This is a genomic window from Trichococcus sp. (assembly GCF_049589555.1).
In the GTDB taxonomy this organism is placed as follows: Bacteria; Bacillota; Bacilli; order Lactobacillales; family Aerococcaceae; genus Trichococcus.
Genome location: NZ_JBAWAZ010000361.1, coordinates 1 through 2,086, shown reverse-complemented (window position 1 = coordinate 2,086; position 2,086 = coordinate 1). Strand labels below are relative to the sequence as shown.

2 protein-coding genes are annotated in these 2,086 nt (G+C 47.1%); both read right to left on the bottom strand.

Annotation, left to right across the window (positions count from 1 at the left end; genetic code table 11):
• A partial coding sequence (locus WBV27_RS12470; protein ID WP_424202450.1) for a nucleotide pyrophosphohydrolase occupies positions 1–290 on the bottom strand: 290 nt, incomplete at its 3' end.
• 5 nt (positions 291–295) lie between these two features.
• Positions 296–2,062: a DUF2075 domain-containing protein gene (locus WBV27_RS12465; RefSeq protein ID WP_424202449.1), complete on the bottom strand. Its 1,767-nt coding sequence runs from the start codon at positions 2,060–2,062 to the stop codon at positions 296–298.
• Between the last annotated feature and the right edge of the window lie 24 nt (positions 2,063–2,086).

Genomic DNA, 2,086 nt, shown 5'->3' with positions numbered 1-2,086 from the left:
TTGTCCACCGGGTACTTGATGTTGTTCTTCTCCAGCTTTTCCTCGATGATCTCATCGATGTCCAGATCGAGGTTGCTTGCCAGCATGTGGGAATAGATCAGCACGTCGGCGAGCTCCTCCTTGATCCGTTCGACGCTGGTCTCCCTGACTTCCTCAGGCGATTTCCATTGGAAAATCTCCAGCAGTTCTGCGGCCTCCAACGAAATCGAGATGGCAAGGTCCTTCTCGTTGTGGAATTGGCGCCAGTCGCGGTCATCACGGAATTGATTGATTTTGTCCATTGTGTTCATGTCACTCATCCCTTTCTGGCATCCTTTAGTGCTTGTTGCAGCTCTTCATCCACTGCATAGAGGTACAAACCGTTCACGCCTCTAGTCAACAATACGTTCAGTTCGTTCTTAAGCAACGTATCGGAGAAATATTCCTTGCTGCCATCCTTCAGACTTCTCTTTTGCGTGGCTTTTTTGTTCTTGCTCTCCTGACGGTCAAAGATGATTTTGCCGTCCCGGTATTTCACGGATGGTCCGATGATGACGCCCGCATAATTTAGGTCGAAACCTTGGACCGTGAATGTCGATCCTACCTCGTCGACCGTCTGCTCCTGTTCAGCCCACGAAAGGTGCTTGTTTTTGATTGATTGTTTTTTCGAAGCAACAGGCAGCTGGAGATTCCACGGCAATTTCCAGTCACCTACCCGGACATACCAATAGTCCTCCCCTTCAGGTTTGCGCTTGTCGACGTAATCCCAATCGAATGTTGCCGTCATCCTCGAAATGCCCGAGTCCTGACTCTGCGCCTTTGCTTTGATTGCTCCATGCAGTTCTTCCGGGCTATCGAAGATCTGGATATCATATTTTTTTGAATCGGAAGGGATTTTCCCTACCTCTTGCTCATCGATCAGTGAACGGATCCAATTTACCGTCGCTATATCGGAATTGATGCGCATCTGGTTCGAAAGATACATCAGATTGCCGTTAAGCTGAGCTTCATGCTGGAGGCTCATCAATTCCTCGTATTCCCAATACTGTTGTGTCGAAAGCACCTGGTTTTGGTCGAACACCGCCACAACTACCTTGGCGCGTTCCAACAAATCCTGCAGTTGGTTCTTTCCCCGATAGGACTGTTTCCCCTGCGTCCAAAGCAGATGCGCCTCATCGACGATCACGACATCCACTTTATCCTCCGGTCCGTGATTATTGATGAACGGGGTCGGTTTGGAAACGAGGTCTGGCTGCTTTTTGCTGTAGATGCCCAATTTGGTCGCAATCTGCTGATAGACCTTCAGCTGCTGCTCGTGGTTCACCAAGAGGAAATTCTTCGTGTCCTTGAAAATCAGATTTTCCGGATCATCCTTGGACAATTGGTTCAATTCATAAAACAGACTGCTCATCAGGACAGTCTTTCCGGATCCCGCTTCGCCGGTCACCAGGATCAGCTGTCTCGTTTCCCCTTTGGTCAGAGCTTGCATAATGCGCAAAGTGATGAAGTCCTTCGTGCGGATCTGCTCCTCCGTCAGCTTATGGAACGGAGATGCCTTAAAAATAGCGGAATCCCTGATGATCTGTTCAACCGGAAAAAGCTCCTTATTTTTCTTTTGCAGCCCTCTCCAGACCTTTGAGAAAATATTGTCCAACTCATGGGATGTAAAATAGTCATTCTGCTGGTTAGTCCGGCGGTTATAGACCGCATCAACATTTTCAATGCTGGACATGTACAGCATCAGCTTGTTTTCGATATCTAAAGTCAAAGATTTATTGAAATGATTATGGCCGATTACGTACATTTTTGATGATTCTGAAATAGACAGGTTCTTCCAATCACTCCTTGATTTCGGATCGACCGTCAGATGCTGTATGGTCCTCTTCTTGATGTCAGAAGTTTCCCCGATGTAAACCGAGAACTGTTTCTCTTTATTTTTGTCATTGACGATATACACTGTCGGATAGTGCAAAAGGTACTTCGCATCCATACCGACATTTTCTTGGACTTTCGAATCAAAATCCTTAATGCCCTCGCTGCTGTAATCCAGTTCATAGATTATCGGGGCGGAAATGTCTCCCATACCAGCACCTCCTTGTATTGTGAT